At 42.9% G+C, this 14,022-nt stretch carries 8 protein-coding genes and 1 pseudogene; 7 read left to right on the top strand and 2 right to left on the bottom strand.

Features of this window, described 5'->3' with window-relative positions; genetic code table 11:
* Positions 1 to 239 precede the first annotated feature (239 nt).
* Positions 240 to 1,625, top strand: a complete 1,386-nt coding sequence (trkA, locus tag QVO88_RS11440) for a Trk system potassium transporter TrkA (RefSeq protein WP_022288583.1) — start codon at positions 240 to 242, stop codon at positions 1,623 to 1,625.
* 10 nt (positions 1,626 to 1,635) lie between these two features.
* Positions 1,636 to 3,105: a TrkH family potassium uptake protein gene (locus tag QVO88_RS11435; protein ID WP_022288582.1), complete on the top strand. Its 1,470-nt coding sequence runs from the start codon at positions 1,636 to 1,638 to the stop codon at positions 3,103 to 3,105.
* A gap of 34 nt (positions 3,106 to 3,139) precedes the next feature.
* On the opposite strand, the gene spoIIID is transcribed toward QVO88_RS11435, so the two are convergent.
* Positions 3,140 to 3,406: a sporulation transcriptional regulator SpoIIID gene (gene spoIIID, locus QVO88_RS11430; protein WP_038671255.1), complete on the bottom strand. Its 267-nt coding sequence runs from the start codon at positions 3,404 to 3,406 to the stop codon at positions 3,140 to 3,142.
* A gap of 209 nt (positions 3,407 to 3,615) precedes the next feature.
* On the opposite strand from spoIIID, the gene QVO88_RS11425 reads away from it, so the two are divergent.
* The 3 genes from QVO88_RS11425 (at position 3,616) to QVO88_RS11415 (ending at position 8,057) form a co-directional block, all read left to right on the top strand.
* Entirely contained in the window at positions 3,616 to 5,202 is a 1,587-nt protein-coding gene (locus tag QVO88_RS11425; RefSeq protein WP_022288580.1) for an MBL fold metallo-hydrolase RNA specificity domain-containing protein, read from the top strand.
* Between the two features lie 92 nt (positions 5,203 to 5,294).
* Positions 5,295 to 6,230: a uridine kinase gene (locus QVO88_RS11420; protein ID WP_022288579.1), complete on the top strand. Its 936-nt coding sequence runs from the start codon at positions 5,295 to 5,297 to the stop codon at positions 6,228 to 6,230.
* 213 nt (positions 6,231 to 6,443) lie between these two features.
* Positions 6,444 to 8,057 (top strand): bifunctional diguanylate cyclase/phosphodiesterase, encoded by a 1,614-nt coding sequence (locus tag QVO88_RS11415; RefSeq protein WP_288178042.1) that lies wholly within the window; start codon positions 6,444 to 6,446, stop codon positions 8,055 to 8,057.
* A 74-nt stretch (positions 8,058 to 8,131) separates the two neighbouring features.
* Here QVO88_RS11415 and recQ read toward each other — a convergent pair whose 3' ends face one another.
* The gene (gene recQ, locus QVO88_RS11410; protein ID WP_022288577.1) at positions 8,132 to 10,420 is read right to left on the bottom strand and encodes a DNA helicase RecQ; all 2,289 of its coding nucleotides are present in this window, start codon (positions 10,418 to 10,420) and stop codon (positions 8,132 to 8,134) included.
* Positions 10,421 to 10,653: 233 nt separating this feature from the next.
* Here recQ and QVO88_RS11405 point away from each other — a divergent pair, with 233 nt between their 5' ends.
* Both QVO88_RS11405 and QVO88_RS11400 read left to right on the top strand, forming a co-directional pair.
* Complete coding sequence (locus QVO88_RS11405; protein ID WP_288178041.1) at positions 10,654 to 13,266, top strand: GGDEF domain-containing protein; 2,613 nt, start codon at positions 10,654 to 10,656, stop codon at positions 13,264 to 13,266.
* An 83-nt stretch (positions 13,267 to 13,349) separates the two neighbouring features.
* A pseudogene (locus tag QVO88_RS11400) lies at positions 13,350 to 14,022 on the top strand (substrate-binding domain-containing protein); the annotation flags it as partial.

The raw sequence follows: 14,022 nt of genomic DNA, 5'->3' as shown, positions 1-14,022 counted from the left end.
CAGTTTTTTGTGTTTTTTTATAACTTTTTTTGAAAATCGCTAATTTGGAAAAATGAGTTAGGCAATCGTCGTAAATTTTATTAATATCTTTACTATACTTTAACATATTATTAACAGCATAGTGATACATTATATGATATGGAATTATACGCTTTTGATGATCAGGCTCTGCTTAATGAAGAGAAGAAGTGCAGAGAACTGCTGTGAATGGCAGTATGTCATTCGGTGGGAGGAAAAATATGAGTAAACAAAAGAAGCCTGCAGGCGGTTTGAATATTATCATTGTGGGCTGCGGAAAAGTAGGCACGACCCTTGTTGAACAGCTTGTGAAAGAGGGTCACGATATCACGATAGTTGACAAGAATGCAAAGAAGATACAGGAACTCAGTAGTCTTTATGACATTATGGGCATCGTAGGAAACGGCGCAAGCTTTAGCGTTCAGCAGGATGCCGGCATAGAGAACGCCGACCTTATAATTGCTGTCACAGAGTCTGATGAGCTTAACCTGCTTTGTTGTACACTTGCCAAGAGAGTAGCAAAGTGTTCAGCTATAGCAAGAGTAAGAACACCTGATTACAGCAAGGAGATAGTCTATCTAAGAGAGAAGCTTGGTCTTGCAATGGTCATAAATCCTGAGCTTGAGGCTTCAAGAGAAGCGTCAAGAATACTTTGTCTGCCAACAGCTCTTGAGGTAAACACCTTTGCGAATGGTCAGGCTGAGCTTATAAAGTATAAGATACCTGAGGGCAATCCTCTTGTGGGCACTACGATCGCTGAGCTTAGCCGTAAAACGGCAACAAGCCTGCTTATATGTGTTGTTGAGAGAGAAGGGGAAATATATATTCCATCTGGCGATTTCACAATGAAAAAGAATGATGTTATCTCATTTTGCACCCAAAGAAATTTTTCAAGAACGTTCTTTGAGGATATCAGTGTGAAGACAAATCAGGTGAAGAACACAATGATAATAGGCGGTGGCAAGGCGGCTTATTATCTTGCAAAACGTCTTATTGGCATGGGGATCAACGTCAAGATAATCGAGAATGACAGACAGCGCTGTGAGGATCTCAGCGTGCTTTTGCCAAAGGCGATAATAATAAACGGTGATGGCACTGACGAGGAACTTCTGAAGGAAGAGGGCATAGAGTATGCAGAGTCATTTGTGGCTCTCACGGGAATAGACGAAGAAAATATCTTGCTCACTCTTCATGCCAGACAGGTGTCAAATGCTAAGACTATCACAAAGATAAACAGGATAAACTTCAAGGACGTTATAAGCAGACTGGACCTTGGAAGCGTAGTATATCCAAGATATATCACCTCTGAGGCGATAATAGCCTACGTCCGTGCGAAGAACGAATCGGGAGATAGCAATATCGAAACGCTGTATCATTTGTTCGATCATAGAGTAGAAGCTATCGAGTTCAAGGTGGATCAGGAGTCAGAGGTCACAGGTACACCGCTTCAGGCTCTTGATTTAAAAAGACATTTGCTTGTGGCGTTCATAAACCGAAACGGCAAGATCATTATCCCGAGCGGTCAGGATACTATAGAGAGGGGCGACACTGTAATGGTCGTCACTACTCATACGGGATTTAACGATATCACTGATATTCTGAAATAGCGGAGGAAATATGAACAGCTCGATCATTCGATATATTTTAGGAAACGTTATGCGAATGGAAGCCTGCTTTTTGCTGCTGCCTTGTATAGTGTCGCTGGTTTACGGGGAAGGCGTGGGACTTTATTATCTTGGAACAGCCATTGTGTGCCTTGCTTTTGGCGTGGTAATGGCTTGGAAAAAGCCTAAAAACTATGTGTTTTATCTCAAAGAGGGTTGTATAGCAACATCTTTGAGCTGGATAGTTATGAGCCTTGTTGGGTGTATGCCTTTTTGGATAAGCGGAGAGATACCAAGCTTCACGGATGCTATGTTTGAAACAGTTTCCGGCTTTACAACAACTGGTGCTTCGATCCTTACCAATGTTGAGGCGCTTTCTCATACTGCACTTTTTTGGCGAAGTTTCACGCACTGGATAGGCGGTATGGGAGTTTTAGTTTTCCTGCTTGCTATCATACCGCTGAGCGGTGGCTCAAATATAAATCTTATGAGGGCGGAAAGCCCTGGACCATCAGTGGGCAAGCTTGTTCCAAAGATGAAATATACCGCAAGGATACTTTATATAATCTATTTTGGCATGACCATATTGGAATTTATTTTCCTTATTATTGGCAAAATGCCTGTGTTTGACAGCATTTGTACAGCCGTTGGAACGGCAGGCACGGGTGGTTTTGGAGTCAAGAACGACAGCTTAGGAAGCTATTCGCCATATTTGCAGTGGGTGGTTGCCATTTTCATGATACTGTTTGGCGTGAATTTTAACGCATACTATTATATTATATACAGGCACTTTAAAAAGGCATTCAAAATGGAGGAAGTACGGTGCTATTTTGCTATAATCCTCATTGCCACAGCTATAATATTCGCAAATATCCTCGACCGCTGTGTTAGCATTTTTGACGCACTCACAAAATCAGTATTTCAGGTGGCGTCGCTCATTACAAGTACGGGCTTTTCAAGCACTGACTTTAATCTGTGGCCTCAGATATGCCGGACGGTGCTTGTACTTATAATGTTCATAGGAGCTTGCGCAGGCAGTACGGGCGGAGGTATAAAGGTATCAAGAGTGATCGTGCTTTTCAAGACAATGATAAAGGAGCTTCACTCATATATACACCCAAAGAGCATACGCAAGGTAAACCTTGACGGCAAACCGGTTGAGCATGAGATAGTACGTTCTATAAATGTTTATATCGTAACATTCGTGATAATTTTTGCTTCATCAGTTTTTATGGTGGCATTTGATGGTAAAGATCTTGTAACAAACTTTACTGCTGTGCTGACAACCATCAATAACATGGGACCTGGTCTTGCGGAGGTAGGTCCAGCAGGCAACTTTTCAAACTTCTCTGTTTTTTCAAAGTTCGTTTTCATGTTCGATATGCTTGCAGGCAGATTGGAGCTTTTCCCTCTGCTGATACTTTTCCACCCCTCTGCATGGAAAGATCTTATTTCTAAAAGGGCGGAAGCAAGAAAATTCTGATAACATAAAAAGGACGGCTCAAACCGTCCTTTTTTCATTTTACAGCCTTTTTGAACTGCTGTTCATATTTATGCTTGGTCGCTATTCCGCCTCTTATATGTCTTTCACGTTTGTTTTCCTCAAGGACCTCTTTTACGCTTTTGAAAAGCTGAGGAGAGATTTTCGGCAGACGTTCTGTCAGATCCTTATGTACAGTGGATTTGCTTATGCCAAATTCCTTTGCCGCACAGCGTACCGTGGCTCTGTGTGCCGCAACATATTCTCCAAGCAGCACACATCGTTCCTTTTCGGATCCATTCATTGTTCACACCCCATTAAATTTTTCTGTAGTAATCTATATGCTGTTCCTTACTTCATTATTACTTGACGTTCTTTCAGACTTTACAAAATAATTGCCGATAATCAAATATTTTTATGCAAAATGCTTGAAATCACACTGGGAATGTGCTATAATGTAAGTGTGATAGAGATACTGTCACAGAATATGAACGAAACGAGGGGATAAGGGCAATGAAACTTAATTTTATCGGTGCAACACATGAGGTAACGGGAAGTTGTACATATATAGAAGCCTGCGGAAAGAGATTTCTGGTGGATTTCGGAATGGAGCAGGGCGTTGACTATTTTGAAAATGCGAAGATACCTTGTCCTCCTGGAAATATAGATTTTGTATTGCTGACTCATGCTCATATAGATCATTCAGGTCTGCTTCCACTGTTGGCGGCAGGCGGCTTTGCTGGACAGATACACGCAACTGAGGCCACTTGTAATTTATGTGAGATAATGCTGAGAGATTCAGCACATATTCAGGAGTTTGAAGCTGAGTGGAGAAGCAGAAAGGGCAAACGTAAGGGCACTGGCGAGGTGTCGCCACTCTATACTATGGCAGACGCAGAGGCGGCTATTGCTTGCCTTTGCCCACACCCATACAGTGAGGTGACGGAGATATCCGAGGGCATAAAGGTACGCTTTATTGACGCAGGTCACCTGCTTGGCTCATCAAGCATCGAGATATGGCTCAAAGAGAACGGTGAAGAACGTAAGATCGTATTTTCGGGAGATATAGGAAACCTTAACCAGCCTCTTATAAGAGATCCGCAGTATATAACGGAGGCGGATTATGTTGTAATGGAGTCCACATATGGTAACCGTCGCCATGATAAGCCGAAGGACTATGCAAAGAGTCTTGCAGAGGTCATTCAAAAGACCTTTGATAGGGGAGGAAACCTTGTTATACCGTCATTCGCAGTGGGCAGAACACAGGAACTGCTGTATTTTATAAGGCATATCAAGGCGGAGAATATGGTGACTGGACATGGGGATTTTCCTGTGTATGTGGATTCTCCACTTGCTATCGAGGCAACGCAGATATTCAATAAAAACAAAAATTCATGCTTTGACGAGGAAGCAATGTCCTATGTGAACAAGGGCATAAATCCTATCACTTTCAGCGGACTTAATATCGCTGTCACAAGTGACGAGTCAAGAGCCATAAACTTTATCGACACACCTAAGATAATAATTTCCGCAAGCGGTATGTGTGAGGCAGGCAGAATAAAACACCACCTCAAACACAATTTGTGGAAGCCTGAAAACACCATACTTTTTGTGGGCTATCAGGCTATGAATACCCTTGGAAGAAGTCTTGTGGAGGGTGCAAAAACTGCAAAGCTTTTCGGTGAGGAAATTGTTGTCAGGGCTGAGATACTGGTGCTGCCAGGCGTGAGCGGTCACGCTGACGTTGACGGTCTGGACAGGTGGATAAAAAGCTATGAAAAGCCGCCTAAGAAAGTCTTTGTCAACCACGGCGAGGATTCAGTTGCCGAGGCGTATAAGGAGCATCTGCGCAACGATTTCGGGCTTAACGCCTTTGCACCATACAGCGGTGCGGAGCTTGACCTTATAAGCGGCGAGTTCAAAAACACGACCCCTATAAAGATAGTCAAGAAGACAGGTGCGTCCCCTAACTATCAGCGTCTGCTCAGCGCTCTTGACAGGCTGACGGCTTTGGTAAACAAAAGCTCAGGTCTTACGAATAAAGACCTCGCAAAGCTCACTGATACCATAAATAATATCTGTGCGAAGTGGAACGATTAGCCTTTGCTCCACATATAATATGAGATACAGGGCAACACTGCACGCTTTATGTGTGGTGTTGCCTGATGCATACGAAAGGAACAAACCACACAATGAAAAAGATACACGTCAGTGCTATAAACAGAAAGGTCAGAGATGACGAAAAGCTTTTTGTTGAAGAGTGCGACAGAAAATATAATGAAAAGCTCGTTGCCATTGCAGACAGCATCGAGGAGCATCAAAAGGAGAAGCCTATATTGCTTTTGGCAGGTCCGTCAGGGGCGGGCAAGACCACAACAGCGTTGAAAATAGAGGAAATACTTGACAGCAGGGGGATACACACCCACACTATCTCTATGGACGATTATTTTCTTCCATCGGACAGCTTCACCGCTGTTATAGGAGAGGACGGAAAGCCTGACTATGAATCTCCTGACAGAATAGACCGAAAGCTTCTTTATGAGCATATGGAAAAGATAAACAGCGGTGAGGAAGTCGTTCTGCCGAAGTTTGAATTTTCAGAACAATGCAGGCGTGATGGAGAAAGACTCAGACGAAACAAAAACGACATAGTTGTTTTTGAGGGTATCCATGCCCTTAACCCGGAGGTCACAGGTGCGGCAGGAGATTATGCAAGATGTATGTACGTCAGTGTAAGAAGCAGACTCGAATTGAAAGACGGTGAGCTTCTGCATCCTTGCTATATCAGGCTTATGCGCAGACTTATAAGGGACGGATTTTTCCGTGGCAGAAGTGCAGCGGAAACACTAGATATGTTCGACAGCGTTGAGGCTGGCGAGAACAAGTATATAATGCCATACAAGCACAGGGCTGAGTTTTCAGTGGATACTTTTCACGCTTATGAGCCTGCCTTGTATAAGAACTATCTTTTGGATACACTGCGACGTGAGAGCAGGAGCTATAAGGATTTTGAACGCTTTTTGCCTATGCTAAAAGCCCTTGAGGAGATAGAGCCGGTGATGCTCGAAAGTGTGCCTGTAAATTCCCTTGCAAGGGAGTTTGTAGGTGAAAGCAGCTATAGATACTAAGACGATAAAACGCCGTCGGAAAATGACGGCGTTTTGCTATGCTTGCTTGACTTTTTTTATAAAAAGTAGTAAAATGAAATAAGGTAAGTACAGGTATTTTTGAAAACGTTTTCCTGAACGTGATCATTGAATAAAAAATTAGTGGGGATAAAAATGAATTTTGATAATGATTTGATGCTTTTCTTCCGAACGATATATGAAGATTCGGAGAATATGGACGAATGCAGTGCCAAGGTGAAAAGTGCTGTGGCTGCTGTGGCAGACAAGCTTGACATCGTCAGAGCGGAGCTTGCAGTGAAAATGCCTGCAACAAAGCTTTGTGAGGATGGAGCAGATATGCTCATGGTGCTTTATGACAGAGAGAAGGACGTGGAAAACAAGCCTTTTGAGGCAAGTTTTCCTTTGTTTGAAGGCGGCTTTATAACAGTGACCTTTTATTCTGGTAATTCCAATGGCTTTGATAACGAGCAAAGGAATATCGTAGAGATAATCGCAAACACTGTTTTTACCCAATTTAACAGGGTAATTATGCAGGAGCTTGTTACTCATGTTATAAAAACGGATATCGAAACAGGTGCAGCAACTTTAGACGCTTTGATAAATTACGCCGGTATGCTTATAGCGCAAAACAGGATAGAGGATTTCAGTATAATCTTTTTCAATATACATAACTTCAAATATGTAAATAAGGTATTAAATTACGAACAGGGCGACGTTGTTTTGCGTAATTATACAAAGACAATATACCGAAATCTTTCAGATGGTGAGATGATCACAAGACTTGGCGGCGATAATTTCGTTATGCTTGTAAAGAACGAATCGCTCAGAGAATATATTGATATGCTCAGCTTTATGAACATAAGGTATGACGATGGCAAAGTATCAAAGGATTTTATTTTTAGTGCAACCATCGGATATTCGTCAACTGTGGGTATAAGATATCCAAGAGAAGTAATGGCTCGTGCGAGCATTGCATATTCTGCTGCAAGACGAGTTGGTGCAGGCCATGTAATGGAGTATTCCGAAAATATAAAACAAGAACTGATGAAAATTCAGGGAGTGCTGTCAAACTTCATGGCTGGGCTTATGGCAGGTGAGTTCGAGGTGTATTATCAGCCAAAGGTACGCATCGAAACCAAGGAGATATTTGGTGCAGAAGCCCTTGTACGTTGGCATAGAAAGGGAAGGTTATCAGCACCGGTGGAGTTTGTTCCGCTTCTTACGAATGACGGAAGCATAATAAAGCTTGACTACTATGTGCTTGAAGAAGTTTGCAAATGGCTGAGAAAACGCATAGATATGGGTTTTGAACCCTTGAGGATATCAGTGAATTTTTCGAGGAAGCACCTGGAAGAAAAAAATATGATAGGCAATATAGTTGCCTTGATCGACAAATACGAGCTTGATCACCAGCTTATAGAAATAGAGCTTACTGAAAGCGAGGATTATCAGAATTTTGAGCTTATCACAGAGATTGTGAATGGTCTGAGAGCTAATGGTATCGTCACATCTATGGACGATTTTGGTACTGGCTTTTCATCGCTCAATATGATAAAGAACGTTGATCTGCAGGTAATAAAGATAGACAAGTCCTTTATTCCTCTTGAAAAGGATTATGAGGGCAAGGATAAAGATCTTATAATGTTCTATTACATTATAAAAATGGTTAAAAAGCTTGGCAAGGAAACTATCGCCGAGGGAGTTGAAACTGAGCAGCAGCTTGACTATCTCAGAGAAGTTGGCTGTGACGCTGTTCAGGGCTTTGTGTTTGACAAGCCTCTGCCTGTGGCTGAGTTTGAAAAACGGCTTGCCTGCGGTTATAACTGATAAATAAAAGGACGAACATTTTGTGTTCGTCCTTTTTTCTGCATGAATGAAAACAGCCGCAAAACCGCATTTTATTATGAGTTTTGTGCATCTTTGCTGAGTATCTCCTCTATGTTCTCAAAGATAAACTCCTGCGCCTGCTTTGGAAAAAGTATCGTCTTGTAGCTGTTTCCAAGCTGTGATATTTTTTCACGCTCTATTATTCCTGCTTCAGGGGAAAGTATTGTAGTTTCAAGAAAGCCCCTGCCGTTTGCTCCGTCTTTTGCAAGATAATTTTCACCTATGAGCCATTCTTTTATGGCAAGTTTTATGCTTCTTATATCGCCGTCTGTGCCGAGCTGATAGAAAATGCTGTCGCATACTTCTGAAAGGGTCATATCCTGTTCCTTGCCTGAAAGCTCACCTGCGTGGGCGATTATATATTCCTTTGTGCTTTGACCGCCAACCGCATTTTGCTTTTGCAGATAGCCCTCAGGGATATATTTATAACCCGAAGCAGCGTCAGGATTTTCCTTGAGATATTTCTGTATCTCAGCTACAAAGTATCTTCCATAACGTTCCTGCTTTGACTTTCCCACTCCTGAGATATTCAAAAGCTCCGTCTGCGTCTTAGGCAGCTTTATACACATATCACGCAGTGAAGCGTCTGTAAGAATGATATATGCAGGCAGACTCGCCTGTGTCGCAAGCTTGCTCCGCACAGCTCTGAGCCGTCCGAAAAGCTCCTTGTCAAATGTCGTAACTTCGTCTCTGCCGATCTTTGTGACCGTTTCGCTCTTTGGCTTTTTCTTTGGAAGGCGTATTGTAATAGTCTTTTTGTCCATTAATATCTCTGCAGACCTTCTTGTAAGGGTAAGCACAGAAAAATCCCCGTGTGAAGTCTGTGTGATGTAATCATCAGCTTCAAGAAAAGCTATGAGCCTGCGGATATAGACCTGCGTGGAGTCTTTCATTATGCCGTAGGTTGAAAGAGTGGAAAGGTCAAAACGCTTTACCTTTTCGGAGTCTGAGCCTTTAAGTATCTGTGCTATGACACCTGCTCCAAAAGAAAGGTTTCGCTGGTGAAGTCTATAAATGCAGGAAAGCACTTTTTGGCAATCTACAGACACGTCAACTTCTTCTGTTTCTCCGAAATCACCCAAACAGCCTGAGCAGTTCTGACAAGGCTTGTCCTGCTTCTCACCGAAATATCCAAGGATAAACTCTCTCAGACAGCCGCTTGTGTTGCAGTAATCGGTCATCTTTTTCAGACGCATAAGATCACGTTTGCGTATCATTTCAAGAGTGTCATCGTCAAGGTCGGGATTGTCATGAGAATTGTTTATAAGAAACTTGTTGGTCGCAACGTCCTGACCGCTGTAGAACAAAATGCACTTTGCTTCGTTTCCGTCACGTCCCGCTCTGCCTGCCTCCTGATAATAGCTTTCAATATTCTTAGGCATATTATAATGTATGACATAGCTCACGTTTGATTTGTCTATTCCCATGCCGAAAGCATTGGTCGCTACCATGACCTGGACACGGTCAAAGATAAAATCGTCCTGATTTTTACGCCTTTCCTCATCAGAAAGTCCTGCATGATAGCGTGAAGCGTTGTAGCCGTCGGCACAGAGCTTTTCACACACGCTCTCAACATTTTTTCTTGTGGAGCAGTAGATTATTCCGCAGTTGTCCTTGTATTTCTCAACTATCCTCACTGTTTCACTATATTTGTCATGAGGGTGAGAAACGCCAAAGTAGAGATTTTTTCTGTCAAAGCCTGTGGTTATGGTGAAAGGGTCACGGAGTTCAAGCATTTTGATAATGTCCGCTTTTACTTCTGCGGTGGCAGTGGCGGTGAATGCACTGACGATAGGGCGGTAGGGAAGTTTGCCAAGAAACTCGGGTATCTTCATATAGGAAGGTCTGAAATCCTGTCCCCACTGAGAAACGCAGTGGGCTTCGTCCACCGCAAGCATGGATATCTTCACCGACGAAGCCAGTGACAGAAACGATCCTGTCATCAGCCTTTCAGGTGCAACATATATTATCTTGTACATACCACGGGCGGCGTTTGATATAGCCATTTCATACTGTGCCGCCGTCAGTGACGAGTTCAGATACGCTGCCCTCACTCCCGATTGTATCAGCGAGTTCACCTGATCTTTCATAAGGGATATGAGCGGCGAAACAACTATAGTTATCCCGTCAAACATAAGAGCAGGTATTTGATAGCACATAGATTTGCCTGCGCCTGTTGGCATAACTCCAAGGCAGTCACGCCCTGCAAGTATGCTGTCTATTATCTGCTCCTGACCATTTCTGAACTGAGAGTGTCCGAAAAAGTCCTGAAGCACTGAATACTTATTGTGAAAATCTGTCATTTTATCCTAACTTTCCATTGTGTGTATGCTTATATTATACTACCAAAAATCAGCTAAGTCAAACAGATATACAAAATTCCATGCACGATTTTGTAACATCTTTTCCTTAGTCGCTATTGTAATTTTATCGGGTTTATGTTATAATAGGCTTGATAAATAATTAGTTATAAAAATATAAAAAATTAACAAATCTCCAAAGGAAGGGTTGTCTGAACACAGTCGTATATTCAGGCATGGTGAAGATCATGGATATGGAAAATAAATTGTGGCAAAGCTATTTTGGTGCTGTCTGGGGAAAGGTTTGTTCAATATGGCACAATATCGGCGGGTTTGTTATGGACGAGAAGAGCGGAGAGTTTTATGCCGATGAAAACTGTCGTGCTCTTATGGGACTTAGAGAGAACACAGATTATGACAAGTTCAGAGATATAGTTGCATTGAACGGCGGAGGACGAGATCTTGGCCTGCCGTTGTGTATAGAACTTCTTGACACTCCAAGTGGCATTACCGCCGGAATAGTGTATCTGTCGAAAGAATATATGTCAAAAAGTATTTTTGAAGGGCTCGACATTATACCACAATCAGAGCTTGTAAGACTTCTTGATGGAATGACACGCTCATCATTGCTTGCTCTTGTAAGATTTGATGGAGCAGGGAAGCTTTTGGATTCAGACTACTGCATAGGGGTGGCACTTAAGGCGGCTGTTGCGGTTTTGCCTGAAAATACTGTGACGGCATTCAATTCAGACGGTCAGTTTTGGATATATGTTCCACGCTTTGGAGGTAAGCCTGAGGAATTTGCTGACAATATACGTAAAGCGGTGAAGGAGTGTTGCCTGCCAGATGAATTTGGAGTGAGATCGTCTTCAAATCATTCGCTGTCTGTGACGGCAGGCATAAGCAGCGGCTTTGAAGTGCCAGCAAGACTCATGCACGCAGCAGGCTTTGCACTCTATGAAGCTAAGGCAAAGGGTGCAGGCAGTATTTGTTGCTTTGATCCTGAAAAATATGCAAAGCAGAAGAGTGATATCGAGAATATCAGGGCTTTTTCAGAGCTTCTTGATAAAAATCTGTTTACATATCATTTTCAGCCTATCGTTAGTTCTTCAACAGGCGAGATAGTCGCTTATGAAGCGCTTATGAGAACAAAGGGAAATATAGCACTCAATCCGCTTCAGATACTCAACTGTGCTAAAAATTTCGGCAGACTTTACGATATAGAGAAGGCTACACTGAAAAATACTCTTAAATATCTCAGCAAGCATCAGCTCGATTTTGAAAACCGTAGGCTGTATATAAATTCAATATCATCTCATGCTCTTGACGATAAGGATTTTTATGCGATCGTCAATGACTATGGCGAACTTCTTGAAAAGGTCGTTATCGAAATGACAGAGCAGACAGAGATCAGCGAGGACGACCTCGATAGAATAAGGGTGCGTCTTGAAAAGAACAATATGAGCCTTGCTATTGACGATTACGGCACAGGCTATTCAAATACATCGAATCTTCTGCGATATGATCCTGAGGTGGTAAAGATAGACCGTTCCCTCATTTCTGGCATTGACCAGAATCCTAAGGCTCAGAAGATAGTTTCAAAAATGGTGGAATATTTCCATTCAAGCGGATATACCGCACTTGCAGAGGGCGTTGAAACAAGCGAAGAACTTAAGACCATGATATATTTCGGCGTCGATCTTATTCAGGGTTATTATGTTTCTAAGCCGAAGCCTGTGCTTATCCACGATATCTCGGAAAATATCCGTGAGGAGATAGTGGCTTACAGTATCGAGGCTGGAGATAAAGATAAAAAGGTCTTCCACGCTGAGGATAATGACGTTATCGACCTTGCTGAGATGTATAAAAAAAGATATTCTGACATTTTTCTCGGCACAGGTACATTTACTCTTTCAGGAAAGGCTGAGGACGATCATGCAGTGCCTCTGTCTGTGACAGTTGGTAGTGGCGTTGATTGCGTCATTCACTTGAAAAACGCATGGCTCACTACATATGGGGAACTACCGAACATAAAGCTTGGCACTGGCTCGAGAGTAAGGATAGTGTGCAGCGGTGAAGATCATATAGACGGCAGAGGCATTTATGTCCCTGAGGGATCGTCGTTAGAGCTTGTAGGCTCAGGTGAGCTTTATGTCAGATCAGAGTCGAAGGATTGCTATGCAATAGGCACTGACAGCAGGCAGCCTTGCGGAAGGATAACTGTCGCAATGACAGGTATTCTTGATATAACTGCAAATGGCGACAAGTGCGTCGGAATAGGCGGAGGAGGCTGCAAAGATGGTATTGTCATTGCAGGCGGTGATATAGCTGTAAATTGCAGTGGCGATAGGTGCGTTGGTATTGGAAGCATCGACGGCGACGCAGATGTGACTATATCAAACTGTGGCTGCAGGCTAAAGCTTGCGGCAGGGATGTCAGTGGGCGTTGGTGCTGTAAAGGGCAGTGCTGATATAAGCATTTCAGACTATAACATGAGTTGTGAGCTTTCTGGAAATAACCTGACTGCAGTGGGAGTTATGAGTAACGGGACCGGAAGGATATGTATTCTTGATGGCAGGCTCAACATTTCTATGAAGGGAAGAACTCTCAACTGTGTGGGAACAAGGGACGGCGAGCTGGATTGTGAGCTTAAAAATACTGTCTTTAAGCTTTATTGCGAGGGCGGTTCTGTCTCAGGCATTGGAGATAAAACTGGTAAAGGTGACGTGACAGCACAAAGCTGTCAGTTCGACGTAATGTTCCTTACAGGCGATGGCTGGTGGCTTGGAAGTCCAAATGGTACGCTTTCAGTAGTCGACTGTAAGAAAGATATCAAGATAAACAAATAAGGCAAAGCCCATAGGCGTGCCTTGTGTGACGCTGCTTTAGATCGTCTGAAGCAGCACGGCTGATTTGTACGGAGGATCATGAGATGATGAATGATACTGCTAAACGCAGACGTATAAAAATAGGACTTTTGGTGAGCCACCTTGAAGATGATTTTGACGATGCAGTTGCAGAGGGCGCAATGATAGGCGCAGAGCAGTGCGACGCCGACCTCGTTATTTTTCCAGGCAGATATATAGATGGGATCTATGCCGACAAGCTGAGAACGGTGTATGAGTATCAGTATAATACTTTGTTCGATATGGCGGCGGCAAATAAGTTCGACGTTCTGCTTGTGCTTATCGGCACACTGGGAACATATCTTGACAACGAGCATAAGGTTCAGTTTCTGAAAAAATTTGCTGGAACGCCTGTTATAACTATAACGGCACATATTGATGGTTATCCTTGTATCATGCTCGACAACAGAACGGGAATGAAGGAGGCTATAGAACATCTTATAAAGGTGCATGGCTGTAAAAAGATAGGTATGGTAAGCGGACCTAAAACAAGTGATGATGCCCTTGAAAGACTTGACGTTTACAAGGAGACTCTTGAGGAAAATGGTATCATCTATGACGAAAAGCGTGTTGCATATGGTAATTTTTCAAAATTCTGTGTTGACGAAGTCGGAAAGCTAATTGACGATAATCCAGAACTTGAAGCTATAGTTTTTGCAAACGACCAGATGGCAATCGCAGGCTATAAGGCTATGGAAG

It is taken from the genome of Ruminococcus sp. CAG:57, from assembly GCF_000435935.1.
In the GTDB taxonomy this organism is placed as follows: domain Bacteria; phylum Bacillota; class Clostridia; order Oscillospirales; family Ruminococcaceae; genus Hominimerdicola; species Hominimerdicola aceti.
This window is presented reverse-complemented; position numbering and strand designations above follow the sequence as displayed.

What these genes read in the sequence shown, in the direction of transcription:
- trkA (WP_022288583.1), top strand. Translation starts at nt 240, where the DNA reads ATGAGTAAACAAAAGAAGCCTGCAGGCGGTTTGAATATTATCATTGTG.
- QVO88_RS11435 (WP_022288582.1), top strand. Translation starts at nt 1,636, where the DNA reads ATGAACAGCTCGATCATTCGATATATTTTAGGAAACGTTATGCGAATG.
- spoIIID (WP_038671255.1), bottom strand. Translation starts at nt 3,406, where the DNA reads ATGAATGGATCCGAAAAGGAACGATGTGTGCTGCTTGGAGAATATGTT.
- QVO88_RS11425 (WP_022288580.1), top strand. Translation starts at nt 3,616, where the DNA reads ATGAAACTTAATTTTATCGGTGCAACACATGAGGTAACGGGAAGTTGT.
- QVO88_RS11420 (WP_022288579.1), top strand. Translation starts at nt 5,295, where the DNA reads ATGAAAAAGATACACGTCAGTGCTATAAACAGAAAGGTCAGAGATGAC.
- QVO88_RS11415 (WP_288178042.1), top strand. Translation starts at nt 6,444, where the DNA reads ATGGACGAATGCAGTGCCAAGGTGAAAAGTGCTGTGGCTGCTGTGGCA.
- recQ (WP_022288577.1), bottom strand. Translation starts at nt 10,420, where the DNA reads ATGACAGATTTTCACAATAAGTATTCAGTGCTTCAGGACTTTTTCGGA.
- QVO88_RS11405 (WP_288178041.1), top strand. Translation starts at nt 10,654, where the DNA reads ATGGTGAAGATCATGGATATGGAAAATAAATTGTGGCAAAGCTATTTT.